Consider the following 23,380-nt stretch of genomic DNA (forward strand, 5'->3'; position numbering starts at 1 on the left):
AGTTCTTCTGACGGTACCCCAGCATCGCCGCCCGCAACTGCACGGGAGGTCTGACGAACCCGTCTGCATGCTCCAACGGCGCGCAACCCGCCGGGGTTCCCGATCGTCCTACAGGACTGGCCCGTACGGCTCAGCCGCCGCATCGGGCACGGTGTCAGCCGCCGTAGACGTGGGGCGCGAGCGTACCGACGAACGGGAGGTTGCGGTACTTCTCGGCGTAGTCGAGGCCGTAGCCCACCACGAACTCGTTCGGGATGTCGAAGCCGACCCATTCGACCTCGATGGCGACCTTGGCGGCGTCCGGCTTGCGCAGCAGGGTGCATACCTTGAGGGACTCCGGCTCGCGCGAGCCGAGGTTCGACAGCAGCCAGGACAGGGTCAGCCCGGAGTCGATGATGTCCTCGACGATCAGGACGTGCTTGCCCTTGATGTCGGTGTCGAGGTCCTTGAGGATCCGCACCACACCGGAGGACTGGGTGCCCGCGCCGTACGACGACACGGCCATCCAGTCCATGGTGACGGGGGTGGACAGCGCCCGGGCGAGATCGGCCATGACCATCACCGCGCCCTTGAGGACTCCGACGATGAGCAGGTCCTTGCCCGCGTACTCCGCGTCGATCTTCGCGGCCAGTTCGACGAGTTTCGCGTCGATCTCTTCCTTGGTGATGAGTACCTTCTCGAGGTCGGCACCCATGTCGTTCGCGTCCACCCGCATCACTTTCGGTCGTCCTACCGGCCGCTCGATGCCTCCCCGGGGGAGTACCCGGTGAACTCGGTGAGTTCGGGGTGCCCCCGGGAGAGGTGAGATTCAGCCTTGCCGAATCACCAGTCTGCCACCCTGGCGCTGGGCCACGACCTTGCCCGGGAGATTGATGGCTCCCTGGCCGCGCCAGCCGGTGATCAGCCGGTCGAGTTCCTCGATGTGACGGGCGAACAGCGAACCCGCGGGCGCACCGGCCTCGATGGCGGCCCGGCGCAGGATGCGGCGGCGTACGGCGGGCGGCAGGGCGTAGAGCTTGGCGCACTCCAGGAGGCCCGTGGCGTCGCGTACGGCGGTCTCGGCCTGGCTGGCCCAGGCGTCGAGGGCGTCGGCGTCGTCGCGGGAGAGCTGGGCCGTACGGGCGAGCGCCTCGACGACTCCTTTGCCCAGGGCCTTCTCCAGGGCGGGCAGGCCCTCGTGGCGCAGCCGGGACCTCGTGTACGCCGGGTCGGCGTTGTGCGGGTCGTCCCAGACGGGCAGGGACTGGACCATGCAGGCCTTGCGGGCGGTCTGCCGGTCGAGCTGGAGGAAGGGGCGCCGGTAACGGCCGTCGGCCCCCGAGACCGCGGCCATTCCGGACAGGGAGCGGGTGCCGGAGCCGCGGGCGAGGCCGAGCAGGACGGTCTCGGCCTGGTCGTCGCGGGTGTGGCCGAGCAGGACGGCGGTGGCGCCGTGGCGGGCGGCGCAGGCGTCCAGGGCGGCGTAGCGGGCGTCGCGGGCGGCGGCTTCCGGGCCGCCCTCGCGTCCGACGGTGACGGCGATGGACTCGACCGGGTCCAGGCCCAGTTCGCGCAGGCGCAGGACGACCTCGTCGGCGCGCAGATCGGATCCGTCCTGAAGGCCGTGGTCGACGGTGACCCCGCCGGCGCGGATGCCGAGCTTGGGGGCCTCGAAGGCGAGGGCGGAGGCGAGGGCCATGGAGTCGGCGCCGCCGGAGCATGCGACGAGCACGAGCGGGGACGGCGGGCGCTCGTGCGGGGTGGGCCCGGAGGCCTGGTGTTCGTTGAGGATGTCGTGGAGGGCTCGGCGGACCGCCAGGCGTATCGCCGCGACCGCAGGATGGGGACCCATGTCCGGTTCCCTTCATGAAGTTTTCGGGGAGTGAGCCCGTGTTCGGTCACTCAGAGTGTGTAGATGGTGACAGAACCGGGCCGTTCCCCGAGCATTGCACGCCTACCCACCGCTCACGGTCCCTCGGACGGGTGATTGAAGGGGCGTTCGCCTGCCGACGGCCGGATTCGTTTCACGACCCTTCTCCGTCCTTCACGACTCGGTCTTGCGATGCACCCGTGCGACCCAGTCCGCCGGTTTGGCGATCTCCGTCCGGGTCGGCAGGGTGTTCGGGGAGGTCCACACGCGGTTGAAGCCGTCCATGCCGACCTCGTCGACGACCGCTCGTACGAAGCGCTCGCCGTCCCGGTACTGCCTGAGCTTGGCGTCCAGGCCGAGCAGCTTGCGCAGGGCCGTGTCCAGCCGGGAGGCGCCCTTGGCGCGGCGCTGCTGGAACTTCTCGCGGATCTCGGCGACCGACGGCACGACGGCCGGACCGACGCCGTCCATCACGAAGTCGGCGTGTCCCTCCAGGAGGGACATCACGGCGGTCAGTCGGGCGAGGATCTCGCGCTGGGCCGGGGTCTGCACGATCTCCACGAAGGAGCGTCCGCCGTCGTCCTCCTCGGCCTCGGGGCGACCGCCCGCGAGGGACTGGGCGGCTTCCCGGATGCGCTCCAGGACCGTCATGGGGTCGACGTCGGTCTCCCCCAGGAACGACTGGATCTCGCCCTCCAGGTGGTCGCGCAGCCAGGGCACCGCGCTGAACTGGGTGCGGTGCGTCTCCTCGTGCAGGCAGACCCAGAGACGGAAGTCGTGGGGCTGTACGTCGAGTTCGCGCTCCACGTGGACGATGTTCGGGGCGACCAGGAGCAGTCGCCCGCCGCCGTGCTCTCCCGCGGGGAGTTCGCGGGTGGCCGGGGCGAAGGTCTCGTACTGGCCCAGCACCCGGGAGGACATGAAGGACAGCAGCATGCCCAGTTCGACGCCGGTGACCTTGCCGCCGACGGCGCCGAGGACCGCGCCGCCGGGGGTGTTGCCGCGCCGTTCCTGCATCTTGTCGAGGAGGGGCTTGAGGATCTCCCGGAAGCCGGCGACGTTCGCCCGGACCCAGCCCGGTCGGTCGACGACGAGGATGGGGGTGTCGTGGATGTCCTCCGAGCCCATCCGGGTAAATCCGCGGACGTGTTCCTCCGAGGCCTTCGCGTGCCGGCGCAACTCCGCGACGACATCCCGGGCCTCGTCACGGCTCACCTCGGGGCCCGGCCGCGCGAGCCGCGTCGCGGTCGCCACCGCGAGATTCCAGTCGACCATCTCTGCACCACCGATGCTCGTCATGCGTCAACGGTACGTGAGCGTTCCCACTTGGGGCAGGCCGTGGGGGTTGGTGGGGTTGGCGGTCGGTTTGGATTGGCGGCCGACGTTGATGCTCAGGTGCTGCGTCGGCAGGGGTTCAGGTCGGTCAAGCTGCACCCGGCGCTGCAGGCTGTGCCCACCCGTTCCGCCGTGCGGAACGCCTGCCCACAGCGGGAGCGAGGCGGTCGACGGCCGCCCCAGCGGTAGCCAGTTCGGTGGCCGCCGTCGGCAGCGGCCGTGAAACACCGTCAGTGGCAACCGCAGGCCGCCAACGCCGTTGCCGTGCGGTCCAGGGCTGATTGGGCCGCGGAGGCGCTCGTGGTGTCTGAGGTGAGGAAGGCGAAGGCCAGGAGGTGGCCGTCCCGGTCCACGACCGTGCCCGCCAGGGTGTTCACGCCCGTGAGAGTGCCGGTCTTGGCTCGTACGACTCCTGCCGCGCCGTCGGCGTAGCGGGTGCTCAGGGTGCCGGTGAAGCCGGCCACGGGAAGGCCGGTGAGGACGGCGCGGAGTTCGGGGTGGGCGGGGTCGCCTGCCTTGACGAGGAGGGCGGTCAGCAGGTCGGCGGTGAGGCGGTCGTCGCGGTCGAGGCCGCTGCCGTCGTTGAACCGGGCCCCCTTGAGGGGCAGTTGAAGCTTCTTCAAGACGCTCGCGATGGCCGCTGCACCGCCGTCGAAGTCGGCGCGCTTGCCGGTCGCGACGGCCGTCTGGCGGGCCAGTGCCTCCGCGATGTCGTTGTCGCTGTTGGTCAGCATCCGCTCGACGATCGACGACAGGGGCGGCGAGGAGACGGCGGCGAGGGCCTGCGCGCGGGAGGTCGCTTTCGAGGGACCGGGGGACGACGTCTTGATGCCGTGCTCCGCCAGGAAGCCGGCGAACTCGTGGGCCGCGTCCCCGGCCGGATCCTTGTCCCGGGTGACGGGACCGCTCGTCGAGTCGTTCGGGCGGGCCTCGTCGGCCATCAGGGAGGTGACGAGGGCGAGGTTGCCGTCCTCCCCGATGGGGTGAAGTTCGGAACCGGCGAACAGGGTGGTGTCGTAGGAGAGCGTGACGTCCTTGATGCCGCGCTTCTTCAGGGCGGCGGCCGTCCGGTCGGCCAGGGTGCGCAGGCTCGCCCAGCCCTCGGCGTCCTTGTGCGCGGTCAGGGTGGGGTCGCCGCCGCCGACCAGGACGAGTTCGCCGGTGTCGGGCTCCAGGGCGGTGCGGGTGGTGAGGCGGTGGTCGGCGCCCATCGCGGACAGCGCGGCGACGGCGGTGGCGATCTTCGTGGTGGACGCGGGGGTGAGGGCGTCGTCCGCGCCGGTGCCGTAGAGGCGCTTGCCGTCGGTCAGGTCGACGACCGCGGCGGTGCGCCGGGCGCCGAGCGCGGGGTCGGCCAGGAGGGGCCCCAGGACGTCGGCGAACGCCTTTCCGGTCGGGTCCGACTTCACGGTGTTGGCGGCGCCGCCGAGGCCCCTCAGGACGGACGCGGCGCTCGGGGCGACGTCCGGCGCCGAATCGGCCGTACCGGATGCACCAGAATGACCACCGTGATCTGCGCCACCCGTGCCGTCCAGGGCGGCTGCCCGGTCCCGCTCGGCCGTACGCTGACCGGTGGAGTCCCAGGGACCTGCGGTGACGACCACCAGGACGGCCAGTGCCACACCGGCGCCGGTGGCGCCCGCGGTGTAGCGCCGCAGCCCGCCGGGCTTCGGCCTCGTGATCCGCGCGAGCTGCGGTTTCGCAGCGGCCACGGCTTTCGCGAGCCGCGGTCGCAGGGCGCCCGCGGCCCGTTCGAGATGTGGTTGTACGGCGCCCGCGGCCCGTGCCAGACCTGGTCGTACGGCGTTCACGACCCGCACCGCATGCGGTCTCGCGGCCCGCCACGGCCTCAGCTCAGGCACGAACACCAGCCCCTTTCGCGATCACTCTCGTGCGTGAGGGACACTTAACCACCAGAACTATGTGTTGATCATGGAGGAGCCACCGGTGGAGTTCGACGTCACGATCGAGATCCCGAAGGGTTCGCGGAACAAGTACGAGGTGGACCACGAGACCGGTCGGATCCGCCTGGACCGTCGCCTCTTCACCTCGACCGCCTACCCGACCGACTACGGATTCGTCGAGAACACCCTCGGCGAGGACGGCGACCCGCTGGACGCGCTGGTCATCCTGGACGAGCCGACCTTCCCGGGCTGCCTCATCAAGTGCCGCGCGATCGGCATGTTCCGGATGACCGACGAGGCCGGCGGCGACGACAAGCTGCTGTGCGTACCGGCGACGGACCCGCGCGTGGAGCACCTGCGGGACATCCACCACGTCTCCGAGTTCGACCGCCTGGAGATCCAGCACTTCTTCGAGGTCTACAAGGACCTGGAGCCCGGCAAGTCCGTCGAGGGCGCCGACTGGGTGGGCCGCGTCGAGGCCGAGGTCGAGATCGAGCGGTCCTACAAGCGCTTCAAGGACCAGGGCGGTCACTGACCCTCCGGCAAGTCCCGTGATCGGGCCGTACGCGTGCGCGTGCGGCCCGTTCGTGTGCCTGTGCGCATACTGAGGGCCACAGGAGGTGTCGTACAGGGAGTGTTACGCACGTGACGGACACGGAGGACCGCAAGCCGCAGTCGGACGAGGTCAGGATGGCGTTCGCGCCGCCGGCCGGGGTCGAGGTGACGGACAGCGAGTCGGAGACCACGTCGGAGTTCGCCGTCCCGGCGGGGCTCGACGTGACGCACGCGCCCGTGCCCGAGGCGGAGGGCTCGGCGTTCGACGACCCGCGCGGCTACAGCGCCAAGGACTCCCTGGCCGCGTTCACCCCGGCGACCGGCATCCCCGTGGTCAGCCTGACCAAGGACGCGCCCTGGCAGGACCGCATGCGCACCATCCTGCGGCTGCCGGTGACCGAGCGGCCCGCGCCGGAGCCGGCCCAGAAGCCGGACGACAGCGGCCCCGCCGTCCCGCGCGTGCTCGATCTGACCCTGCGTATCGGCGAGTTGCTGCTCGCGGGCGGTGAGGGCGCCGAGGACGTGGAGGCCGCGATGTTCGCGGTCTGCCGGTCCTACGGCCTGGACCGCTGCGAGCCGAACGTCACCTTCACGCTGCTGTCGATCTCGTACCAGCCCTCCCTGGTGGACGACCCGGTGACGGCGTCGCGCACGGTGCGCCGCCGGGTCACCGACTACACCCGGCTCGCGGCCGTGTTCCGGCTGGTGGACGACCTCAGCGACCCGGAGACCGAGATCTCCCTGGAGGACGCCTACCGGCGCCTGGCGGAGATGCGCCGCAACCGGCACCCGTACACCACCTGGACGCTGACCGCGGCCAGCGGGCTGCTCGCGGGGGCCGCCTCGGTGCTCGTCGGCGGTGACGTGCTCGTGTTCGTCGCGGCGGCGCTGGGCGCGATGCTCGGTGACCGGCTGGCGTGGCTGTGCGCGGGGCGCGGGCTGCCGGAGTTCTACCAGTTCACCGTCGCCGCGATGCCTCCGGCGGCCATAGGGGTCGCGCTGACGGTGGCCCACGTGGACGTGAAGGCGTCCGCGGTCATCACCGGTGGACTGTTCGCGCTGCTGCCCGGGCGGGCCCTCGTGGCGGGCGTGCAGGACGGGCTGACCGGGTTCTACATCACCGCCTCGGCACGGCTCCTGGAGGTGATGTACCTCTTCGTAGGGATCGTCGCCGGGGTGCTCGTCGTCCTGTACTTCGGCGTCAACCTGGGCGCCAAGCTCAACCCGGACGCGGCCCTGGGGATCGCCGAGCGGCCCTGGTGGCAGATCGGCGCGTCGATGCTGCTGTCGCTGACCTTCGCGGTGCTGCTCCAGCAGGAACGGTCCACCGTGCTGTGGGTGACCCTCAACGGTGGGGTGGCGTGGTCGGTGTACGGCGCGCTGCGCTACCCCGGCGAACTGTCGCCGGTCGCGTCCACGGCGGTGGCGGCCGGACTGGTCGGCCTCTTCGGACAGTTGCTGGCGCGTTACCGGTTCGCGTCGGCGCTGCCGTACACGACGGCGGCGATCGGGCCCCTGCTGCCCGGCTCGGCCACCTACTTCGGGCTGCTGTCGATCGCCCAGAACGACGTGGACAAGGGACTGGTGTCCCTGGCCACGGCCGCGTCACTGGCCATGGCCATCGCCATCGGGGTCAACCTCGGCTCGGAGATCTCCCGCATGTTCCTGCGGATCGGATCCCCGGAGAAGCGCCGGGCCGCCAAGCGGACGAGGGGCTTCTAGCCCCTCCGGCCGCCCTAGTAGCCCTGGTTCTGTCCCGGGCCCTGACCTTGTCCCTGGCCCTGATTGCCGTACGGGTACTGCTCGTCGGGCCGGCCGCCGTACTGCTGCTGTTGCTGCGGGTACGTCTGCTGGGGGTACTGCTGCTGCGGGTACTGCTGGGCGTAGTAGTTCTCGGGCGGGGTGGGCTGCTGCGGCGCCTGCTGCTGGTAGGGCTGGTCGGCCGAGGGGATGCGGCGCAGCTGGGTGGTCGCGTCGTCGACCACCGGGGGCTGCTGCTGTCCCGGCAGGGGCTGCGCGGGGTTCTTCTTCGCCTTGGAGCGGGCCCGCATGAACTCGATGATGATCGGGACCACCGAGATGAGGACGATCAGGATGAGCATCGCCTCGATGTTGTTCTTGACGACGTCGATCTTGCCGAGCCAGGAACCGAGCAGGGTGACGCCGGCGCCCCACAGGACACCGCCGATCACGTTGAAGATCACGAACGAGCGGTACTTCATGCCGCTGACGCCGGCGATGATCGGCGTGAAGGTGCGCACGATGGGCACGAAGCGGGCCAGGACCAGCGACTTGGGGCCGTACTTCTCGAAGAACTCGTGCGCCTTGACCACGTTCTCCTGCTTGAAGAGGCGGGAGTCGGGGCGGCTGAAGAGCGAGGGACCGACCTTCTTGCCGAACATGTAGCCCGCCTGGTCGCCGAGGATCGCGGCGACGCAGATCAGGGCGATGGCACCCCACAGGGGGAAGTCCAGCTGGTTCGACGTGATCAGCAGGCCGGCTGTGAACAGCAGCGAGTCGCCCGGCAGGAAGAACCCGATGAGCAGGCCCGACTCCGCGAAGACGATCAGGAGCAGGCCCCAGATGCCGAACGTGTCCAGCAGTTGGTTCGGATCGAGCCAGCTCGGGCCGAGGGCGATCGTCGTCACGGTTCCGGTGCTCCTGAGGGGTGGAGGGAGGTACGGCGTCCTGCTGCGGGCGCCCAAAGCTATCAACGCAATGTGTCCGCCCCAGGTTCCACCGGTGACTCCAGGGTGCACTGTGCGCCGGCTGGGGCGAAGCTGTGAGGCTATGGGCATCGAAGAATACGGCGGCGGCCAGGGGCCGCAGGCCGACGTACTGGTCGTGACGACGAACGACGTACCCGGTCACCGGGTCCAGGAGGTCATCGGGGAGGTCTTCGGGTTGACCGTGCGCTCACGGCATCTCGGCAGCCAGATCGGGGCCGGACTGAAGTCGATGATCGGCGGCGAGCTCAAGGGGCTCACCAAGACGCTCGTGGAGACCCGCAACCAGGCCATGGACCGGCTCATCGAGCAGGCACGCGCGCGTGGTGCCAACGGAGTGCTGGCGTTCCGCTTCGACGTGACCGAGGCGGCGGACGTCGGGACGGAGGTGTGCGCGTACGGGACGGCGGTGGTCCTGGTCCGGGAGTAGCACGCGCGGACCAGGCCACCAGGGCCCGGCACGCCCCCTAGGAGGCGTGCCGGGCCGCGTTCGCCGTGATCGCGTCCCTGAGGTGCTCGGCCAGACCCGGCCCCATGGAGTCGTAGAACGCCTTGAAGCGCTCGTCGGAGACGTACATCCCGGCCAGGGACACGTGCATCTCGTACGGGCAGTCGTAGAACCATGTGGTGATGTGCCGCCGGTGTTCCTCGGCGAGGTCCATGGCGGCCTCGCCGGTGGCCGGTTCGCCTGCGGTCACCAGGGCGGCGTAGCGCTCGCCCCAGGCGTCGACCTCGGCCTGCATGCGTTTCCAGTCGTCCTTGGTGTAGCGGGCGGCCCGGCGCTGCGACTCGGCGTAGGCCTCGGTGCCGCCCCAGCGTGCCTCCGCCTCCTCGGCGTACTGGTCGGGGTCCTTGTCGCCGAAGACCTCGAAGCGTTCCTCGGGCGTGAGATTGATGCCCATTCTGCGTGCCTCCATGGCGTGCTCCACGGCCTCGGCCATCTTCTGCAGCTTCTCGATCCGGGCGGTCAGCAACTCGTGCTGGCGGCGCAGCTGCGCGCGCGGGTCCGCCTCCGGGTCGTCGAGCAGGGCCGCGACCTCGTCGAGCGGGAAGCCGAGCTCCCGGTAGAACAGGATCCGCTGCAACCGGTCGAGGTCGGCGTCGCTGTAGCGCCGGTGGCCCGCGTGGCTGCGCTCGCTCGGGGCGAGCAGGCCGATGTCGTCGTAGTGGTGCAGGGTGCGCACCGTGACGCCGGCGAAGCCCGCGACCTGTCCTACGGAGTAGCTCACTTCGTCCGCTCCCTTCTGGGTACGCGCTCCAGGGTGGGTCCTCACGCCGCGTGAGGTGCAAGCCTGTTTTTCGAGGTGCTACGCCGGTTCCCTCCGGATGTCGCGCCTGTTTTGTCCGCTTATCGTGAGCGCGTGGCCCAGGACCCCGCGCTCAAGGCGCCCGCCGACCGGGCGAAACCGGCGACCCCCGCGCGCGTGCTGCTGCCGTCGATCCTGCCCGCCCTGGTCGTGGGGGTGGTCGCGAGCCTGCTGTTCCTCGGGGTGAGCGCGCTGGCCGAGCAGTTCCAGCACGTCCTGTGGCGCAACCTGCCGGACGCGCTGGGCGTGGGCCGGTACTCGGTGCTGTGGATGCTGGTCATGCTCACCGCGACCGGCCTGGCGGTCGGCCTGGTGGTGTGGAAGGTGCCGGGGCACGCGGGCCCCGACCCGGCGACCACCGGCCTCGACGCGCGCGTGCTGCCGCCCGCGGTGCTCCCGGGGCTGCTCCTCGCGACCGCGCTGATGCTCGCGGGCGGGCCCAGTCTGGGTCCCGAGAACCCGATCATCGCCGTCAACGTGGGGCTCGCGTTCTGGCTGGGCACCCGGTTCGTGCCCCGGATGCCGGGCGCGATGTGGCCGGCGCTCGCGGAGGCGGCGACGATCGGCGCGCTGTTCGGCACGCCGGTCGCGGCGGCGCTGGTGATCTCCGAGGCGCTCGCCGGACGGTCGCTCAAGGCGCCGCTGTGGGACAACGTCTTCCCGCCCCTGGTCGCGGCGGCGGCCGGCGCCCTGACGACCACCCTGGTGGCCCATCCGAGCTTCGACCTGCATCTGCCGGAACTCGGCCGGCCCGGCTGGGGCGATCTGCTGTCCGCCCTCGTGATCGCCTCGCTGGCCGCGCTGCTCGGCATGTGCGCGGTCCGGGCCTTCCCGTACGTCCACGGCGCCTTCCAGCGCCTCGGGCACCCCATGCTGGTCATTCCGGCGGGCGGGCTCGTGCTGGGGCTGCTGGCGGCCCTGGGCGGGCATCTGACGCTCTTCAAGGGGCTGGAGGAGATCGCGGAGCTGGCGCGCGATCCGGACGGCTGGTCGGCGGGCGAGTTCGCGGTGATGACGGTGGTGAAGCTGGCGGCGCTGCTGGTCGCCGCGTCGAGCGGGTTCCGGGGCGGGCGGATCTTCCCGGCGGTGTTCGTCGGCACCGCCTTCGGGCTGTGCGCGCACGCCCTGGTCTCCGGGGTCCATCCGGCCGTCGGCGTCTGCGCGGGCGTCCTCGGCATGCTCCTGGCCGTCACCCGGCAGGGCTGGGTGAGCCTGTTCACGGCCGCCGTACTGGCGTCCTCGGGGGCGATGCTCGCCCTGCTGTGCATCGCCTCGCTGCCGGCCTGGCTGCTGGTGACCGGGCGTCCGCAGATGCAGTTGCGCGAGGACGGAACTCCGGTGCGCTGACAGCCGTTCGACATCCGTTGATCGTCCCAGGAGGCAGGCCCATGCCGTTGCACAAAGGTCCCGAGCAGCCCGACGAACGCCCGCTGTCCGTCAACCCCTTCTTCGGGGAGGCGAATCCGGTCGGCGGCATGACCGAGGCGCCACCGAAGCACCGGCTGCCGGACTCCCCGATGTCCCCGTCGTCGGCCTACCAGCTGGTGCACGACGAGCTGATGCTGGACGGCAACTCCCGGCTGAATCTGGCCACGTTCGTCACCACCTGGATGGAGCCCCAGGCGGGCGTCCTGATGGCGGAGTGCCGGGACAAGAACATGATCGACAAGGACGAGTACCCGCGCACCGCCGAGCTGGAGAAGCGCTGCGTGGCGATGCTGGCGGCGCTGTGGAACGCGCCGGATCCGGCCGCCGCCGTGGGCTGTTCGACGACCGGTTCCAGCGAGGCGTGCATGCTCGCCGGGATGGCCCTCAAGCGCCGCTGGACGCAGCGCAACGCCGACCGCTACCCGTCCCGGGACGCCCGCCCCAACCTGGTCATGGGTGTCAACGTGCAGGTCTGCTGGGAGAAGTTCTGCAACTTCTGGGAGGTGGAGGCCCGCCAGGTGCCCATGGAGGGCGACCGCTACCACCTCGATCCGCAGGCCGCCGCCGAGCTGTGCGACGAGAACACCATCGGGGTCGTCGGCATCCTGGGCTCCACCTTCGACGGGTCCTACGAGCCGATCGCGGAGCTGTGCGCGGCCCTGGACGCCCTCCAGGAGCGCACCGGACTCGACATCCCGGTGCACGTCGACGGCGCGTCCGGTGCCATGGTCGCGCCCTTCCTCGACGAGGACCTGGTCTGGGACTTCCGCCTCCCGCGCGTGATGTCGATCAACACCTCGGGGCACAAGTACGGGCTGGTCTACCCGGGCGTCGGCTGGGCGCTGTGGCGCGACAAGGAGGCGCTCCCCGAGGAGCTGGTCTTCCGCGTCAACTATCTGGGCGGCGACATGCCCACCTTCGCGCTCAACTTCTCCCGCCCGGGCGCCCAGGTGGTCGCGCAGTACTACACGTTCCTGCGCCTGGGCCGGGACGGTTTCCGGGCGGTGCAGCAGACCACCCGGGACGTGGCCAGGACTCTGGCCGACCGGATCGCGGCGCTGGGCGACTTCCGGCTGCTCACCCAGGGCGACGAGCTGCCCGTCTTCGCCTTCACGACGGGCCCCGACGTGACGGCGTACGACGTCTTCGACGTGTCCCGGCGGCTGCGCGAGAGCGGCTGGCTGGTTCCCGCGTACACCTTCCCGCCGAACCGGGAGGACCTCTCCGTGCTGCGGGTGGTGTGCCGCAACGGCTTCTCGGTCGACCTCGCCGACATGTTCATCGAGGACCTGACCCGGCTGCTGCCGGAGCTGCGCCGCCAGTCGCATCCGCTGACCAGGGACAAGACCGCGGCAACCGGTTTCCACCACTAGGGGATGATTCGCGCCTGCCCGACGAAGGACGGCCGCTGTTCACCGGACGTTCGAACGGCGGACAGTTCATACGGTCATCAGTGAGCACATGCCACTCATGGCCACCGCACAAGCATCCGACAGCAAACCGGGCGAACTCGAAGACGTAGCCGGCTGGTTTCCGCCCCTGGACCAGATCCTGTTCACCTGGCTCCTGGAGCGGCAGGAGGCGCACGGCTTCCGGGGCGACCTGCTGGAGCTGGGCGCGTACCTGGGCAAGAGCGCGATCCTGCTCGGTCACCACCGGCAGGACGGCGAGGAGTTCACGGTCTGCGACCTCTTCGGCGGCGAGGCGCCGGACGGGGCCAACCGGGCCGAGACGAGGAAGTCGTACTCCTCGCTCACCCGGCAGGCCTTCGAGCGGAACTACCTCGCCTTCCACGACACCCTGCCCAGGGTGATCGAGGCCCCCTCGTCCGTGATCCGGACGGAGGTGGACCCCGGGACCTGCCGGTTCGTCCACATCGACGCCTCGCACCTGTACGAGCACGTCCGCGACGACATCGGCGCGGCGCGCGACCTGCTGCTGCCCGACGGCATCGTCGTCCTGGACGACTTCCGCTCCGAGCACACCCCGGGCGTCTCGGTCGCCACCTGGGAGGCGGTGCTCAACCGCGGACTGCGCCCGATCTGCCTCAGCACCCAGAAGCTGTACGGCACGTGGGGCGACGCGGAGCCGGTCCAGGAGGAGCTGCTGGCGATGCTCAGGGAGCGGGCGGACTGCGGACTGAGCGTGCAGCCGGCCGCGGGCCACCGGCTGATCCGCACCCGCGCCCACAAGGACCTCCGGCCCCCGCCCTTCCCGCCCTCCCGGTACCACTCGGCGCCCGAGACCCCGCAGCGGCCGGCCGCCACCCCGGCCTCCGCTCCCCCGCCGCGCCGCCCGCGGTCCCGGTCCCGCCGGATCGCCGTGGACCTGCTGCCGCCGATCGTCACCCGGGCGGTACGGCGGGTCCTTGCGGCTCGTCCGGCACGCCCGGCGCGTCAGAGCCCTATCGGCTGAGGCGCGCGAACCTCCGTACCGCCAGCGGGAAGAACACCGCGAGCAGGCCCAGCGGCCAGACCACGGCCGCCCAGATGTGCCCCGCCTCCCCGCCGGGGCCGCCCAGCAGATCCCGTACGGCCGTCGCGGTCTGGGACATCGGGTTCCACTCGACGACCGTGCCGAGCCAGCCGGGCATCGAGGCGGGGTCGGCGAACGCGTTGGACAGGAAGCCGACCGGCCAGACCAGGATCTGCACGGCCTGGACCATCTCCGGTTTGCCCGCGACCAGGGCCAGTTGGATGCCGATCCAGAGCATGGCGAACCGGAAGAGCAGCAACAGGCCCATGGCGCCCAGGAATTCGGCCGGCGTGCAGTGCACGCGCCAGCCCAGCGCGAACCCGACGCCGACGAGGATCGTCAGGCCCAGCGCCGACTGGAGCATGTCGGCGGCCGAACGGCCCACCAGGACCGCGCCGTTGACCATCGGCAGCGAGCGGAAGCGGTCGATCACGCCCCGGTCGAGGTCCTGGGTGACGGCGAGCATCGTGCCCTCCAGGCCGAAGGCCATGGTGAGCGCGAGCATGCCGGGGACGAGGAAGTCCACGTAGTCGCCCTCGATGCCGCGTCCGCCGCCGACCAGGTAGCCGAACATCAGCAGCAGCATCACGGGGAAGACCAGGCCGACCAGCACCTGCACGGGCTGCCGTGCCCAGTGGGCGAGTTCACGGCGGGTCATGGTCCAGCAGTCGGTCAGCGCGTACGCGGTCATGCGGCGGCCCCCTTCGCGACGGACTCCTTCTTCGTGGCAGACGCCGTCTTCGTGCCTGACTTCGTCTTCGTGACGGTCTCCGAACGGTCGTCGTCCTGATCCGTCAGCCGCAGGAACACCTCGTCCAGGGTGGGCCGGCGCAGGGCCACGTCCTCGGCCTCGATGCCCGCGTCCTCCAGGGCGCGTACGACTCCGGAGAGCGCGGCCATGCGGTCGGTGACCCGGGCGCTGAGCAGGCGGCGGTCGGGGTCGACGGAGACGTCGTCCTTGGGGACCGGCAACAGGGCGACGGCGGCGCCCAGTTGACCGGCGTCCCGCAGGACGACGTCGATGCGGTCGCCGCCGGTGGCCGACTTCAGTTCGTCCGGCGTGCCGTCGGCGATCACCCGGCCGCCGTCGACGACACAGATGCGGTCGGCGAGCTGGTCGGCCTCCTCCAGGTACTGAGTGGTCAGCAGCACCGTCGTACCGCCGCCGGTCAGGGAGCGGACCGACGCCCACACCTCGGCGCGGCCGCGGGGGTCGAGGCCGGTCGTGGGCTCGTCCAGGAACAGCACCTCCGGGTCGGTGATCAGGGAGGCGGCCAGGTCGAGGCGGCGCCGCATGCCGCCGCTGTAGGCGCGGACCTGTTTGCGGCCGGTGTCGGAGAGGCCGAAGCGCTCCAGGAGCTCGTCGGCACGCGCGCGTGCGTGACGGGAGCCCAGGTGGTGGAGGCGGCCGAACATCTCCAGGTTCTGCCGGCCGCCGAGCTCCTCGTCGAGCGCCGCGTGCTGGCCGAGCAGTCCGATGCGCGAGCGGACCGCGCGGGCCTCGGTCACGACGTCGTGGCCGGCCACCTCGACGCGTCCGGCGTCGGGCCGCAGCAGGGTGGACAGGATCCGGACCAGGGTCGTCTTTCCCGCGCCGTTGGGGCCCAGGACTCCGTGCACCGCGCCGCGGGCGACCGTGAGGTCGAGCCCGTCCAGCGCGGGTTTACCGCCGTAGGCCTTGCGGGCTCCGTCGACGGTGATTGCGGTGTCGGCCACTGCCACTCCCTCTCCCCCAGCCGCCCCTGCCCAGTAGCGCTCAGCCAGGCAGGGACAGCTAATCAAACTTGACTACTTCACCGACAGTAACGCCGTCGAGCCGATTGGTCAAACTTGATTAGTGGTCGTCCTCCGGGTGCCGGTCCCCCGTCGCGTACGGGTTCGCCTGGCCCTCGGCGAGGACGCCGACGAAGGGTTCGCCCTCACCGGTGAAGGTGTAGGCGCCGCCCTCGATGCGGTCGATGAGCCCCTGGGTCCAGGCCGAGTCGGAGTCGGCCGTGTGGACCCAGAGGTTCATGATCTCGCCGATGTGGCCGAGCTGTTCGGGGCCGTCCTCGGGGATGTAGTGCTCGGTGACGGCGCCCCGCCAGGCCCCGATCCGGCGGATGCGCTCCTTGAGGAGGGTCACCGCCTCGTCCCGGGTCAGCTCGACCAGGAAGCCGATGGCCGCCGACTGGATGTCCATCTTCTGGTCGTAGGCGACCAGGGACTCCCGCAGCAGCCGGAAGAACTCCTCGGTGCCCCAGTCGGTGATCTCGTACTCGGTGCGCGGCGGTCCGCCGGACGTGGACGGCGCGATCTCGTGCGCGTGCAGCAGTCCCTGCTTCGCCATCTGCTTCAGGGCGTGGTAGATCGAGCCGGGCTTGGCGTTGGACCACTCGTGCGCGCCCCAGTACTCCAGGTCGTTGCGCACCTGGTAGCCATGGGCCCGCCCGTGCTGACGGACCGCACCGAGCACGAGGAGACGGATCGCTGACATGGGGCCAGCGTAGGACCAGCCGGCGGCTGTCCCTGGGTCAGCCCCAGCTTGCGCCCTGCTCCTGGGCGACCAGTTCGAAGGCCGTCTTGCCGTCGAGGGACTCGCGGATGATGTCGGCGTGGCCGGCGTGCCGGGCGAACTCACGGATCAGGTGCAGACAGAGCCAGCGCACCGAGACACGGCCCTCCGGCGGGAACCAGGGGTCGTTCGGGAGCGGGAAGGTGTCGTCCAGGCTCGGCACCGAGCGGACGTACGCCTCGGTCTCGGCGGCGACCTTCTCCCAGTAGGCGAGCTGGGACTCGACGGTCTCGCCGTCGACGAGCCGGAAGTTCTCGTGCCAGTTGGTCTCGTCCCGCTTGACGGCCGGCGGCTCCTGCTTGGCCCGCGCGATCCAGCCCTGCTCGACCTCGGCGACGTGCTTGAGCAGGCCGGAGAGGGTGAGTTCGCTGGCGCTCGGCCTGCTGGCGGCCTGCTCCTCGGTCAGCCCGAGCAGCGCCCTGCGGATGCCGCCGCGCTGCTCCTCGATGAACGCGAGCAGCGCGCCGCGCTCGTCGCCCTGGGCCTCTGCGGGAACGTGAGTGACCATGACCGGCCGCCTTTCGTCGGGTCTGTTCAAGGATTCCCCTGACACCGACGAAGCTACGGGCCATTGAGGTCAGCTTGTGTCCTCAATGGCCCGTGCCCGAAGAACTAGAACGGGAAGCCGCTGCGGCCGTGCTGGACCGAGATCCACTTCAGGGTGGTGAAGGCGTCCAGGGTCGTCTCGCCGTTCAGACGACCGAGGCCCGAGCTCTTCTCGCCGCCGAAGGGGACGAGGGGCTCGTCGTGGACGGTTCCGTCGTTGACGTGGAACATGCCGGTGTCGATCTGCTTGGCGAAGGCGACGCCCCGCTCGATGTCACCGGTGTGGACGGCGCCGCTCAGTCCGTACGGCGTGTCGTTGACGAGGCGGACCGCCTCCTCCTCGCCGTCGAAGGTGATGAGGAAGGCGACCGGGCCGAAGACCTCCTGCTGGAGCAGGGCCGAGTCGGCCGGGACGTCGGCCAGGACGGACGGCGCGACCAGGTTGTCGGTGGTCGTGCCGTGCAGCAGCGCCGTCGCGCCCTCGGCGATCGCCTGCTCGACGACGCCCGAAATGGCCTCCGCCTGCGAGGAGTTGATGACCGGGCCGATGACGGTCTGCGGGTCGCGCGGGTCGCCGACCTTGAGGGTCTTCACCTTGGTGACGAACTTCTCGGTGAACGCGTCGGCGATCGAGCGGTCCACCAGCACGCGGTTCGCGGCCATGCAGACCTGGCCCTGGTGGACGTACCGGCTGAAGACCGCCGCGTCGACCGCGTAGTCGAGGTCGGCGTCGTCGAGGACCACGATCGCGCTGTTGCCGCCGAGTTCGAGGACCGAGCGCTTGAACTGGGAGGCGCAGACCGTGGCGACGTGACGGCCGACCTTGTCGGAGCCGGTGAAGGAGATGACCTTCGGGATCGGGTGCTCGATGAAGGCGTCGCCGATCTCCGCGATGTCCGTGACGACGACGTTGAGCAGGCCGCCGGGCAGGCCCGCCTCCTCGAAGATCTTGCCGACCAGGGTGCCGCCGGCGATCGGGGTGTTCTGGTGCGGCTTGAGGACGACCGCGTTGCCGAGCGCGAGGGCCGGGGCGACCGACTTGATCGACAGCAGGAAGGGGAAGTTGAAGGGGCTGATCACACCGACGACGCCGACCGGCTCGCGGTAGACGCGGTTCTCCTTGCCGTCGATCGGCGACGGGAGGATCCGGCCCTCGGGGCGCAGTGCGAGGTGGACCGACTCGCGCAGGAACTCCTTGACGAGGTGCAGTTCGAAGCCGGCCTTGAGGTACGTGCCGCCGAGCTCGGCGATGATCACCTCGGTGATCTCCTGCTCGCGCTCCTCGATCATACGCAGCGCCTGCTCGAAGACGGCACGGCGGGCGTAGGGGTTGGTGCGCGCCCACTGCTTCTGGGCCGCCGCCGCCGACTTGTAGGCCTCGTCGACCTCGTCGACCGTGGCTATGGTGATCGACGCGAGCTTCTCGCCGTCGTACGGGTTGAAGTCGATGATGTCCCAGGAACCTGTACCCGGGCGCCACTCACCGTCGATGTACTGCTGAGCCAGGTCGGTGAAGTAGGACGACATGTGATCCCTCAATCGCTAGCAGACACCTGCACCACGTCACGGTCTGATCACGTGTCATCGTACTTGTGCGCTAAGCGAGTTGGGGACGGAGAGCAATCTTCTGGGGAGAACCCTCGGAGGGTCTGGGGAGATCCCTAGGAGAGCTGGAGCAGACCCCTCAGGAGGTCGCGGCTCTCGTCGGGGCCCGGACTGTCCTGCTGGAGCTCCTTGAGGGCCTTCTCGTACTGCGCCACGTCCTCCTGTTTGTCCAGGTACAGGGCGCTGGTGAGCTGCTCCAGGTACACGACGTCCGACAGGTCGGACTCGGGGAACGACAGGACCGTGAACGCGCCGCTCTCGCCCGAGTGCCCGCCGAAGCCGAACGGCATGATCTGCAGCCGCACGTTGGGCCGCGCGGAGATCTCGATCAGGTGCTGGAGCTGACCGCGCATCACATTGCGGTCGCCGTAGGGACGGCGCAGGGCGGCCTCGTCCAGGACGATGTGGAACTCGGGGGCGTTGTCCGCGGACAGATACTTCTGCCGCTCCAGACGCAGCGCCACGCGCTTCTCGATGTCGGCCGGGCTCGCGCCCTTCATGCCGCGCCGCACGACCGCGCGCGCGTACTCCTCGGTCTGCAGCAGACCGTGCACGAACTGCACCTCGTAGGCGCGGATCAGCGACGCGGCGCCCTCCAGGCCCACATAGGTGGGGAACCAGCTCGGCAGGACGTCCGAGTAACTGTGCCACCAGCCCGCGACGTTGGCCTCCCGCGCGAGGGAGAGCAAGGACATGCGCTCGGCCTCGTCCGTGATGCCGTACAGCGTCAACAGGTCCTCGACATCACGTGTCTTGAAGCTCACCCGGCCCAGCTCCATCCGGCTGATCTTCGACTCCGAGGCGCGGATCGAGTACCCCGCCTGCTCTCGCGTGATGCCCTTCGCCTCACGCAGTCGCCTGAGTTGCGAGCCGAGCAGCATGCGCCGCACCACCGATCCTGGCTCTCCCGCGCTCACGTTCGCCAGCCTCCCCAACCGTCTTCAGGGGCCGCAGTCTGCCACTAAAACACTTCGAGCAGTACTCGTCCGATTACAGAGACGGCAATAAGTCAAAGATTCTGCACAGGTAAGGGGGAGGTGTTGGCAAGTAGGTCGCCGGAAGATGGCGGAAAAAATGGCCAACAAGCGGTACGGGAGGGTCCAATTCGGTCGCGTGCACGTGCATCTGCCCTTGCATCTGCCCTACGCATCCGAAACCATGGTCTCGCGCCACCGCTGCATCGCAACGACCGCGAATTCCCGGGAGTGCCTCGCATGGGGACGAATGGATCGACCATGCTCGAGCCGTTACGGCAGGGCCTTCCGCCGCTTGATCCCGCGGCCGTGTCCGACGCCGCGTCGTGTTCGCTGCCCGCCCGCTACGAAGCGGTGGGGGACGCGAGACGCTTCACGCGCCGGACACTGGACCAGTGGGACACGGGCGAGCGGTTCGACGACGTCTGCCTGGTGGTCTCCGAGCTCGTCACCAACGCCCTGCGGCACGCCCTGCCCACGACCTGCGTCCGGGTGGACCACGCGCCGCCCGTGCGGCTGCACCTGATGCGCTGGACCGAGCGGCTGGTGTGCGCGGTGCGCGACCCCAGCCAGGACTCCCCCGTGGCCCGCGAGACGGACGACTTCTCGGCCGAGTCGGGCCGTGGCCTGTTCCTCGTCGACTCCTTCAGCGACAGCTGGGGCTGGCACCCGCTGGCGGGCACGCTCGGCGGCAAGGTGGTCTGGGCGCTGTTCCAGCTGCCGGCCACGCCCGCGCCCACCACCGAGTGAGGCACCGCGGCGCTTTTTCGCGCCGCGGTTCTACGCGCGTCAAAGGGCCGGGCGTTCCCGATCGCCCGGAATCACCTCAGGGCGGGCAGTGCGTCAGCCCGCGACCAGGTGGTCGAACTCGCCGTCCTTGACGCCGGCCAGCATGGCCTCGATCTCGGCGCGGGTGTAGACGAGGGCGGGCCCGTCGGGGAAGCGCGAGTTGCGCACCGCGACCTCACCGCCGGGCAGCCGGGCGAACTCCACGCAGGAACCCTGCGAGTTGCTGTGCATGCTCTTCTGCCAGGCCACCCCGTTGAGATCCGTGGCAGCCATGCCGTTGTACACGTCCCGGTCCACAGGTCGCTCCCCGGTGGTGCGGTGGCCCCTGGGGCCATTGATGCAGTGGTCAACTGATCCGGATCATAACCCTGTTCACGTGCAAATGCATGAGCAGATGCACGTGCACGCGGTGTGTTCTCTCCGTTACAGCTTTGACGACCCCTTTGCCGGAGTTGCTCCAGCGTGTGCCCCGGGGTCCTCGGACCATGCGATGCGGTTCACCGGAATCGAATCCCTCGTGCACTAGGAAGAGACGCAGACCGGGCCGTTCCTGTTCCAGGGTCCGTGAATCGATCCAGTGGGCGGGACGAGGAGGTTCGGGCGGGGGCGGTGACCGGGAGGGTTGTTCAGCGACCTGAACCGTAACTCACCTGCTGGTATACGGCAGCAGCGCCATCTCCCTCGCGTTCTTGATGGCCCGCGCCAGCTGCCGCTGCTGCCGCGCCGTGACCCGGGTGACGCGCCGGCTGCGGATCTTGCCTCGGTCGGAGATGAACTTCCGCAACAGGTCGGTGTCCTTGTAGTCGATGTACGTGATCTTCGCCTGGTCCAGCGGATTGGGGCGGCTGCCCGCGGACTTGCGGTCGGACCTGCGGTCGGTGGTGCGGGGCATCAGACCTCCAGAAAGGCGTCGAAGGCGGGCGGGAGCCGCTTCCAGGCGGTGCGGCCCGCCGCGTACTCGGTGTCGGTCAACAGGCAGGACTCCAGCAGCTGTTCGAGGCCGTCGCGGTCCAGGCCCGGCGAGGTGAAGACCAAGTGCTGGCAGCAGTCGCCGTGTTCGGCGTGCCAGTCCAGCGCGGCGGCGGCGCGGCGCACCGGCGGGACCATGTCCCAGGCCGCGTCGGGCAGCGAGGCCAGCCACGGACCCGCGCTCTCCACGCACAGCGCGCCGCCGGCGGCGTCCCAGTGCAGCAGCACGTCGGGCTTGTCGGCCAGCCAGAACCGGCCCCGGCTGCGGGCGGCCGCGCAGGTCAGGTCCTCCAGGGCCGCGAAGAGCCGCTCCGGATGGAAGGGCCGGCGCCGGTGCCACACCAGGGTCGACACCCCGTGCGCGTCGGCCTCGGCGGGCAGCAGCGCGCAGGCGGGATGCTGGGCGGCGGCCGCGGCCTCCACGTCGAAGCCGGCCAGGGCGGCCCGGGCGAGCGGCGAGGATCGTGCAGGTCGTACGCCTTCCGATGCAGGTGCAGGTGCACCGGAGGGCCGGGGCGCCGGATCGGCGGATGGCTGGAAAACGCCCGTCAGATCCCCGGAGTGGCCGCCCTGGACGGGGACTTGACGGGCTGTCGGATGCAGCTGGGCGAGCAGCTCGCGGTCCTCGTCGTCGGCCTCCGGGGAGTCGAGGACGGCGAGGACGGGGGCGTACTCCAGCTGGCGGGCGAAGGTGTCCGCGACCGTGCGCTGGTCGGTGGCGGCCGCGGCGAGACCGCGTTCGGCGAGGTCGTCGCCGTTGCCGAGGTAGGGCAGCAGCAGCGCCGGGTCCACGGCGGTGATCACGCCGGTGACGGTCAGCCCGCCGGCCGCCACCACCTCGGCCATCGCCTTGGGCTCGACGGAGTCCCACAGCTCGACGACGGCGAGCCGGGTCAGCCCCGCGTCGGCGAGACGGCGCAGCTCGGGGACCAGGTCCTCGCGCAGGGCGCAGCAGGCGCAGTCGTTGACGAGGGGCGCCTCGCCCGCGGAGAGCAGCCCGGTGGCGTCGCTGATCGTGCGAACGACCGTGCCCGCCATGGCCGTCGCGAGGTCGTGGTGGAGTACGACACTGCCCGGCACGTCGGCCAGCAGCCGGGCGACCGTCACCCTGCGGGCCTCGGCGTGCAGCCCGCCGACGATGACGACGGACAGACTCACGACGCCGTGCCCCGCTTCCCGAACCGGCGCTCGAAGCGCTCCACGCGCCCGGCGGTGTCCAGCACGCGCGCGGTGCCGGTGTAGAAGGGGTGGCTGACGTTCGAGATCTCGACGTCGACGACCGGGTAGGTGCGGCCGTCCTCCCACTCGATGGTCCGCCCGCCCGCCGTCGCCTCGTCCGCCAGCGTCGAGCGGGTGAGGAAGGCATGGCCGGCGGCCCGGTCGCGGAAGACGACGGGACCGTAGGAGGGGTGGATTCCGTTGCGCATGGGGGTCAGCGCTCCTCTCGGAAGTCGACGTGGCGGCCTGCGACCGGGTCGTACTTGCGCAGGGTCAGGCGGTCGGGGTCGTTGCGCCGGTTCTTGCGGGTCACATAGGTGAATCCGGTCCCCGCGGTGGACCGCAGCTTGATGACCGGGCGGAGTTCGTTGCGTGCCATGGTGCTACCTTACTGAAAATGAATTCCATTAACACCACTCGTGGTGACAACGATCGAGGAGAGGTACGTCACCCATGTCCGCGCACTGCATGCTGACCGGCGCCCGCCCCGGCTTCGGCAACCGCATCTCCCACTCGCACCGGCGGACCTCCCGCCGCTTCGACCCCAACATCCAGACCAAGCGCTACTGGCTGCCGAGCGAGGGCCGGCACGTCCGGCTGCGGCTGAGCACGCGCGGGATCAAGACCGTCGACGTGATCGGCGTCGAGGCGGCCGTGGCCCGGATCAGGGCGCGGGGGGTGCGGGTCTGATGGCGAAGAAGAGCAAGATCGCGAAGAACGAGCGGCGCCAGGAGCTCGTCGCCCGGTACGCCGGACGCCGTGCCGAGTTGAAGGAGATCATCCGCAGGCCGTCCTCGACGGAGGCCGAACGGCTCGCCGCCCAGCGGGAGTTGCGCGGGCAACCACGCGACGCCAGCGCGACGCGGGTGCGCAACCGCGACCAGATCGACGGGCGGCCCCGCGGCTACTTCCGCGCCTTCGGGCTGTCCCGGGTGTCCCTGCGCGGGCAGGCGCATGCCGGGTATCTGCCCGGGGTGCGCAAGTCCTCCTGGTAAGCCTCACAGCTGCTCCCCATGGCAGGAAGAGCGGGGGCTGGTAGCTTGCTGCGGGCGTTGCGGCCAACCGGCCACGGCTTGCCCGGGACCGCGCGTCCGGGTCCTTTTCGAGCCGGGCCGGCTGTGCCGCGGGGTGCGTCCGGGCCGAGTC

The 23,380-nt window shown here is 70.4% G+C and carries 26 protein-coding genes; 9 read left to right on the top strand and 17 right to left on the bottom strand.

Annotation, left to right across the window (positions count from 1 at the left end; translation table 11 throughout):
• Positions 1-154 precede the first annotated feature (154 nt).
• The 4 genes from hpt to dacB all read right to left on the bottom strand — a co-directional run bounded on the left by hpt (position 155) and on the right by dacB (position 5,052).
• Entirely contained in the window at positions 155-715 is a 561-nt protein-coding gene (gene hpt / locus ACIP6U_RS18735; protein ID WP_123998615.1) for a hypoxanthine phosphoribosyltransferase, read from the bottom strand.
• Positions 716-808: 93 nt separating this feature from the next.
• The gene (gene tilS, locus ACIP6U_RS18740; protein WP_401718718.1) at positions 809-1,831 is read right to left on the bottom strand and encodes a tRNA lysidine(34) synthetase TilS; all 1,023 of its coding nucleotides are present in this window, start codon (positions 1,829-1,831) and stop codon (positions 809-811) included.
• 192 nt (positions 1,832-2,023) lie between these two features.
• A complete protein-coding gene (locus ACIP6U_RS18745; RefSeq protein ID WP_401718721.1) occupies positions 2,024-3,148 on the bottom strand; it encodes a zinc-dependent metalloprotease in 1,125 nt (374 codons plus the stop codon).
• Between the two features lie 266 nt (positions 3,149-3,414).
• Positions 3,415-5,052 carry a D-alanyl-D-alanine carboxypeptidase/D-alanyl-D-alanine-endopeptidase gene (dacB, locus tag ACIP6U_RS18750; protein ID WP_401718724.1) on the bottom strand — a complete coding sequence of 546 codons (1,638 nt, stop codon included), beginning with the start codon at positions 5,050-5,052 and terminating at the stop codon, positions 3,415-3,417.
• Between the two features lie 79 nt (positions 5,053-5,131).
• Here dacB and ACIP6U_RS18755 point away from each other — a divergent pair, with 79 nt between their 5' ends.
• Positions 5,132-5,623, top strand: coding sequence for an inorganic diphosphatase (locus ACIP6U_RS18755; protein WP_401718727.1), 492 nt, complete (start codon positions 5,132-5,134; stop codon positions 5,621-5,623).
• Positions 5,624-5,733: 110 nt separating this feature from the next.
• Positions 5,734-7,365 (top strand): threonine/serine exporter ThrE family protein, encoded by a 1,632-nt coding sequence (locus tag ACIP6U_RS18760; RefSeq protein ID WP_401718730.1) that lies wholly within the window; start codon positions 5,734-5,736, stop codon positions 7,363-7,365.
• A gap of 14 nt (positions 7,366-7,379) precedes the next feature.
• On the opposite strand, the gene ACIP6U_RS18765 is transcribed toward ACIP6U_RS18760, so the two are convergent.
• Positions 7,380-8,291 (bottom strand): DedA family protein, encoded by a 912-nt coding sequence (locus tag ACIP6U_RS18765; RefSeq protein WP_401718733.1) that lies wholly within the window; start codon positions 8,289-8,291, stop codon positions 7,380-7,382.
• Between the two features lie 142 nt (positions 8,292-8,433).
• Between ACIP6U_RS18765 and ACIP6U_RS18770 the strand changes: the two genes are divergently transcribed.
• The gene (locus tag ACIP6U_RS18770) at positions 8,434-8,799 is read left to right on the top strand and encodes a YbjQ family protein (protein WP_123998621.1); all 366 of its coding nucleotides are present in this window, start codon (positions 8,434-8,436) and stop codon (positions 8,797-8,799) included.
• 37 nt (positions 8,800-8,836) lie between these two features.
• Here ACIP6U_RS18770 and ACIP6U_RS18775 read toward each other — a convergent pair whose 3' ends face one another.
• Entirely contained in the window at positions 8,837-9,598 is a 762-nt protein-coding gene (locus tag ACIP6U_RS18775; protein WP_401718734.1) for a MerR family transcriptional regulator, read from the bottom strand.
• Positions 9,599-9,730: 132 nt separating this feature from the next.
• Between ACIP6U_RS18775 and ACIP6U_RS18780 the strand changes: the two genes are divergently transcribed.
• The 3 genes from ACIP6U_RS18780 (at position 9,731) to ACIP6U_RS18790 (ending at position 13,519) form a co-directional block, all read left to right on the top strand.
• A complete protein-coding gene (locus ACIP6U_RS18780) occupies positions 9,731-11,023 on the top strand; it encodes an ion channel protein (RefSeq protein WP_401718737.1) in 1,293 nt (430 codons plus the stop codon).
• Positions 11,024-11,064: 41 nt separating this feature from the next.
• Positions 11,065-12,477: a glutamate decarboxylase gene (locus ACIP6U_RS18785; RefSeq protein WP_401718740.1), complete on the top strand. Its 1,413-nt coding sequence runs from the start codon at positions 11,065-11,067 to the stop codon at positions 12,475-12,477.
• Positions 12,478-12,574: 97 nt separating this feature from the next.
• The gene (locus tag ACIP6U_RS18790) at positions 12,575-13,519 is read left to right on the top strand and encodes a class I SAM-dependent methyltransferase (protein WP_401718743.1); all 945 of its coding nucleotides are present in this window, start codon (positions 12,575-12,577) and stop codon (positions 13,517-13,519) included.
• On the opposite strand, the gene ACIP6U_RS18795 is transcribed toward ACIP6U_RS18790, so the two are convergent.
• From ACIP6U_RS18795 to ACIP6U_RS18820, 6 genes are all read right to left on the bottom strand, one after another.
• On the bottom strand, positions 13,509-14,270 hold the full coding sequence (locus tag ACIP6U_RS18795; RefSeq protein WP_401718745.1) for an ABC transporter permease: 762 nt from the start codon (positions 14,268-14,270) through the stop codon (positions 13,509-13,511). The two genes, ACIP6U_RS18790 and ACIP6U_RS18795, sit on opposite strands and share 11 nt — an antisense overlap.
• On the bottom strand, positions 14,267-15,295 hold the full coding sequence (locus ACIP6U_RS18800) for an ATP-binding cassette domain-containing protein (RefSeq protein WP_401718746.1): 1,029 nt from the start codon (positions 15,293-15,295) through the stop codon (positions 14,267-14,269). Before ACIP6U_RS18800 ends, ACIP6U_RS18795 begins: the two co-directional genes overlap by 4 nt.
• Before the next feature lie 118 nt (positions 15,296-15,413).
• Positions 15,414-16,055, bottom strand: a complete 642-nt coding sequence (locus ACIP6U_RS18805) for a PadR family transcriptional regulator (RefSeq protein ID WP_401718749.1) — start codon at positions 16,053-16,055, stop codon at positions 15,414-15,416.
• Between the two features lie 37 nt (positions 16,056-16,092).
• Entirely contained in the window at positions 16,093-16,641 is a 549-nt protein-coding gene (locus ACIP6U_RS18810; protein ID WP_401718752.1) for a DinB family protein, read from the bottom strand.
• A gap of 104 nt (positions 16,642-16,745) precedes the next feature.
• Positions 16,746-18,206, bottom strand: a complete 1,461-nt coding sequence (locus tag ACIP6U_RS18815; protein WP_401718755.1) for an aldehyde dehydrogenase family protein — start codon at positions 18,204-18,206, stop codon at positions 16,746-16,748.
• 134 nt (positions 18,207-18,340) lie between these two features.
• Positions 18,341-19,165, bottom strand: coding sequence for a helix-turn-helix domain-containing protein (locus ACIP6U_RS18820; RefSeq protein ID WP_401719612.1), 825 nt, complete (start codon positions 19,163-19,165; stop codon positions 18,341-18,343).
• Between the two features lie 354 nt (positions 19,166-19,519).
• On the opposite strand from ACIP6U_RS18820, the gene ACIP6U_RS18825 reads away from it, so the two are divergent.
• Positions 19,520-20,008, top strand: a complete 489-nt coding sequence (locus ACIP6U_RS18825) for an ATP-binding protein (protein ID WP_401718758.1) — start codon at positions 19,520-19,522, stop codon at positions 20,006-20,008.
• Between the two features lie 93 nt (positions 20,009-20,101).
• Here ACIP6U_RS18825 and ACIP6U_RS18830 read toward each other — a convergent pair whose 3' ends face one another.
• The 5 genes from ACIP6U_RS18830 to rpmG form a co-directional block, all read right to left on the bottom strand.
• Entirely contained in the window at positions 20,102-20,320 is a 219-nt protein-coding gene (locus tag ACIP6U_RS18830; RefSeq protein WP_401719615.1) for a DUF397 domain-containing protein, read from the bottom strand.
• Positions 20,321-20,693: 373 nt separating this feature from the next.
• The gene (gene rpsR / locus ACIP6U_RS18835; RefSeq protein WP_401718759.1) at positions 20,694-20,939 is read right to left on the bottom strand and encodes a 30S ribosomal protein S18; all 246 of its coding nucleotides are present in this window, start codon (positions 20,937-20,939) and stop codon (positions 20,694-20,696) included.
• Entirely contained in the window at positions 20,939-22,174 is a 1,236-nt protein-coding gene (locus ACIP6U_RS18840) for a CobW family GTP-binding protein (protein WP_401718762.1), read from the bottom strand. Before ACIP6U_RS18840 ends, rpsR begins: the two co-directional genes overlap by 1 nt.
• The gene (locus ACIP6U_RS18845; RefSeq protein ID WP_401718765.1) at positions 22,171-22,443 is read right to left on the bottom strand and encodes a type B 50S ribosomal protein L31; all 273 of its coding nucleotides are present in this window, start codon (positions 22,441-22,443) and stop codon (positions 22,171-22,173) included. Before ACIP6U_RS18845 ends, ACIP6U_RS18840 begins: the two co-directional genes overlap by 4 nt.
• Before the next feature lie 5 nt (positions 22,444-22,448).
• The gene (rpmG, locus tag ACIP6U_RS18850; protein WP_044382365.1) at positions 22,449-22,613 is read right to left on the bottom strand and encodes a 50S ribosomal protein L33; all 165 of its coding nucleotides are present in this window, start codon (positions 22,611-22,613) and stop codon (positions 22,449-22,451) included.
• A 74-nt stretch (positions 22,614-22,687) separates the two neighbouring features.
• Here rpmG and rpmB point away from each other — a divergent pair, with 74 nt between their 5' ends.
• Positions 22,688-22,924, top strand: a complete 237-nt coding sequence (rpmB, locus tag ACIP6U_RS18855) for a 50S ribosomal protein L28 (protein ID WP_401718769.1) — start codon at positions 22,688-22,690, stop codon at positions 22,922-22,924.
• Entirely contained in the window at positions 22,924-23,229 is a 306-nt protein-coding gene (rpsN, locus tag ACIP6U_RS18860) for a 30S ribosomal protein S14 (RefSeq protein WP_401718772.1), read from the top strand. Before rpmB ends, rpsN begins: the two co-directional genes overlap by 1 nt.
• Positions 23,230-23,380 lie beyond the last annotated feature (151 nt).

This window comes from Streptomyces sp. NPDC088794 (assembly GCF_044750545.1).
Lineage (GTDB): Bacteria > Actinomycetota > Actinomycetes > Streptomycetales > Streptomycetaceae > Streptomyces.

Coding starts and splice junctions, on each gene's coding strand:
- hpt (WP_123998615.1), bottom strand. CDS start 715: ATGCGGGTGGACGCGAACGACATGGGTGCCGACCTCGAGAAGGTACTC.
- tilS (WP_401718718.1), bottom strand. CDS start 1,831: ATGGGTCCCCATCCTGCGGTCGCGGCGATACGCCTGGCGGTCCGCCGA.
- ACIP6U_RS18745 (WP_401718721.1), bottom strand. CDS start 3,148: ATGACGAGCATCGGTGGTGCAGAGATGGTCGACTGGAATCTCGCGGTG.
- ACIP6U_RS18770 (WP_123998621.1), top strand. CDS start 8,434: ATGGGCATCGAAGAATACGGCGGCGGCCAGGGGCCGCAGGCCGACGTA.
- ACIP6U_RS18785 (WP_401718740.1), top strand. CDS start 11,065: ATGCCGTTGCACAAAGGTCCCGAGCAGCCCGACGAACGCCCGCTGTCC.
- ACIP6U_RS18790 (WP_401718743.1), top strand. CDS start 12,575: ATGGCCACCGCACAAGCATCCGACAGCAAACCGGGCGAACTCGAAGAC.
- ACIP6U_RS18795 (WP_401718745.1), bottom strand. CDS start 14,270: ATGACCGCGTACGCGCTGACCGACTGCTGGACCATGACCCGCCGTGAA.
- ACIP6U_RS18805 (WP_401718749.1), bottom strand. CDS start 16,055: ATGTCAGCGATCCGTCTCCTCGTGCTCGGTGCGGTCCGTCAGCACGGG.
- ACIP6U_RS18810 (WP_401718752.1), bottom strand. CDS start 16,641: ATGGTCACTCACGTTCCCGCAGAGGCCCAGGGCGACGAGCGCGGCGCG.
- ACIP6U_RS18815 (WP_401718755.1), bottom strand. CDS start 18,206: ATGTCGTCCTACTTCACCGACCTGGCTCAGCAGTACATCGACGGTGAG.
- ACIP6U_RS18820 (WP_401719612.1), bottom strand. CDS start 19,165: ATGCTGCTCGGCTCGCAACTCAGGCGACTGCGTGAGGCGAAGGGCATC.
- ACIP6U_RS18825 (WP_401718758.1), top strand. CDS start 19,520: ATGCTCGAGCCGTTACGGCAGGGCCTTCCGCCGCTTGATCCCGCGGCC.
- ACIP6U_RS18830 (WP_401719615.1), bottom strand. CDS start 20,320: ATGGCTGCCACGGATCTCAACGGGGTGGCCTGGCAGAAGAGCATGCAC.
- rpsR (WP_401718759.1), bottom strand. CDS start 20,939: ATGCCCCGCACCACCGACCGCAGGTCCGACCGCAAGTCCGCGGGCAGC.
- ACIP6U_RS18845 (WP_401718765.1), bottom strand. CDS start 22,443: ATGCGCAACGGAATCCACCCCTCCTACGGTCCCGTCGTCTTCCGCGAC.
- rpmG (WP_044382365.1), bottom strand. CDS start 22,613: ATGGCACGCAACGAACTCCGCCCGGTCATCAAGCTGCGGTCCACCGCG.
- rpmB (WP_401718769.1), top strand. CDS start 22,688: ATGTCCGCGCACTGCATGCTGACCGGCGCCCGCCCCGGCTTCGGCAAC.
- rpsN (WP_401718772.1), top strand. CDS start 22,924: ATGGCGAAGAAGAGCAAGATCGCGAAGAACGAGCGGCGCCAGGAGCTC.